Source organism: Desulfurella sp., from assembly GCF_023256235.1.
Taxonomy (GTDB): Bacteria; Campylobacterota_A; Desulfurellia; order Desulfurellales; family Desulfurellaceae; genus Desulfurella.
In genome coordinates this window covers 1-2,679 of the sequence record NZ_JAGDWY010000082.1, presented here as the reverse complement: position 1 = coordinate 2,679, position 2,679 = coordinate 1, and the positions used below count along the sequence as shown (strand labels likewise).

The window sequence follows — 2,679 nt, the reverse complement described above, 5'->3', positions numbered from 1 at the left end:
ATCTGTCAAAGCAAGCGGAAGGGTAACAATAGACCTTGCCCCGATAAGAATTCTAAAAGGTTCAAGTGAGGATATACCCTTAGAAAATGGCGATAGATTATATATTCCTGTTAGAAACGATGTTGTAAATGTTGTTGGCGCAGTTATGTCACCTGGCAGTTATGTGTATAATCCACACTATACATGGAAAGATTACATAGAAATGGCAGGAGGCTATGAAAGCTATGCAGATACAAAAGATGTCTATGTATATAGAGCCAACGGTTCTGCTGTAAAGGTCTCTCATGGACTTGTGAGCTGGAATCCATACAAAGACAGGTGGGAATTTGCAGCCTTTGCTAAAGAAGACAACAGGTTATGGCCTGGAGATACCATTATAGTGCCGCAAAAACTCCAAGAGTTTCCATGGCTTAGAAATATTAAAGATATAACCCAAATATTGATGAACATAGCAGTCACAGCTGGTGTGGCAATACATTTATACTAAGATAAAGCCAAACTGGCTTTATCTTGCTGCTTTAAAACTTCGCATGAAATATAAGGTTTTTTTTGCGGTTTTATTTTTTTTTATTATACCATTAAATTCATATGCATTTGATAACTTTTTGCATGCACCAAACAATTATGGAGTAACAGGACTAATGTCCATACCAACGGCAAGAGTTATGAAAGAAGATACTTATAGAATAGGTATAAACAGGGTAAGTCCCTATGTACACTACTACATTACACTAAGTCCTCTAAAAGGTCTTGAAATAAATGCTTTAGTTACAGAAATCCTTGGTTTAATACCTTTTCATAGTCAAGGCGAATCAGGCTATGGTAGTTACAAAGATAAGTCAATAGATATAAAATATCAGATTGAAAAAGAAGGAAAATATACACCAGCTGTAGCCATTGGCTTACTTGACCCTTACGGTCAGTCGCGCAGATATTCTTCTCAATATATTGTCTTAAGCAAACAAATTTATCCATTTGATTTTACTGTAGGCTTTGGCAACGGAAGACTTGGAAAAATACCTTTGCCACCAACAGGTGGTCACTTTTCTTCAATGCAGATGTTTACACACCCAAGAGCGTGGCTTAAAGATTCAAATTTTTTCTGGGGTGTGCAATTTGCCCCTTCTGATAAGTGGGCATTGATGTTTGAATATGACCCAATAGAATATACTAAAGATACCTCTGATCCAGCCCAAGCCGATTATTTTTTATCTCACCCTCCTCGATCTCATTACAATGTTGGCTTAAGATTAAACCCTGTAAAATGGATTGAAGTAGATTTAAGTTATCAAAGAGGAAATCAATTTGGCGTTAATATTTCCATGCCATTTGATATAGGAAAACCAATGAGACCTATACAAGACCATATTGTTGAGTATCCTTATGTAGATCAATCCATTGGCGATTTTGAAACAAGGCTTGCAAGCGCTCTTAGCCAATCTGGTTTTAGCAATATCAGAATAAAACTAGAAAACGGCAATCTGTGGGTTGAAGCTCAAAACGATGTGTATTTTTACACTCCAAAGGCAATCAAGGTTATAAGCCAGGTTATAGCAAGCGTTAAAAAAAAGGATAAAAAAATAAACAAAGTCCATATCATATTGTCAAGAAACGATGTGCCAATTTTGCAGTTTGACACAACAAAGCAGGATATCGACGACTATATAAACGACAAACTCAAAACCTGGGAATTTTTATATTTATCAAAGCTAAATACCAACGTAACAAAAAATATTAATGCTCCAGAACAGTACCATAGACAGTTTAGCTATGAAATAAATCCATCTTTGCAAAACTTCTTAAACGATCCTTCTGGCTTTTTCAGATACAGATTTGGATTAAACGGCATAGTAAAGTATTACCCTTTCAAAGGAGCAACTATTGTATCGCAAGTTGATTTCTATCCATTTAACAATATTTCTACTGTAAATCAGCCTTTATCAATACCAGTAAGGAGCGATTACCCTTTATATCTTGAAAAAAAACTTGCATTAAGCAGACTTTTGTATAATCAAATTATTAAATTTCCAGATGATATTTACGCAAGAGGTGCTGTTGGACTATTGGAAACTGAATATGCAGGCTTAGACGCTGAAATAGCAAAACCGTTGTTTCACGGAAGAGTTTTGATTGGCATAAGCGGAAGCCTTGTAAAGAAAAGATCTATTAATGATCCTTTTGGCTTTTCTCATAAAAGCTATGCCAAAAAATACTACTCAACAGAATTCTTAAACCTTCGCTATAATATACCAAATACACAAATGTATGTTGATTTAAAAACGGGACGATTTCTAGCAGGCGATGTAGGAACTTTGATTAAAGTCTCTAAATTTATAAATGGTGTTGTTTTGTCTGCTTGGTATAGCTTTACAAATACATCAATATTCACTGATCAGTACAATAGGGGATACCATAATTTCGGGGTATCTGTTTCAATACCATTGAGATTATTTGAAGGCAAAGATACAAAAAGTGTTTACAGCTATTCTCTTGAGCCCTGGACCAGGGATGTGGCACAAGACATAAGCCATTATGATGAGCTCTTTGACTATATTGACAGAAATACACAATTAGATTTTTACAGAGATTTTGCGAGATGATTTTTCTTGAAAATTGCAAAAAAAAGCTTATAATTTTTAAATCAAAGTTTTTGAAGGAGGTTTTTTATGAAAAATGTGA

2 protein-coding genes are annotated in these 2,679 nt (G+C 34.9%); both read left to right on the top strand.

From position 1 onward, the window contains the following. Positions 1-487, top strand: a 487-nt coding sequence (locus tag Q0C22_RS08960; RefSeq protein WP_291493933.1) for an SLBB domain-containing protein, incomplete at its 5' end; no start/stop codon positions are given. 43 nt (positions 488-530) lie between these two features. Continuing rightward, positions 531-2,600: a YjbH domain-containing protein gene (locus Q0C22_RS08955; RefSeq protein WP_291493931.1), complete on the top strand. Its 2,070-nt coding sequence runs from the start codon at positions 531-533 to the stop codon at positions 2,598-2,600. Positions 2,601-2,679: the final 79 nt, after the last annotated feature.

Bases quoted from the DNA above. Each gene is read 5' to 3' on its own strand.
- Q0C22_RS08955 (WP_291493931.1), top strand. From the start codon at position 531: ATGAAATATAAGGTTTTTTTTGCGGTTTTATTTTTTTTTATTATACCA.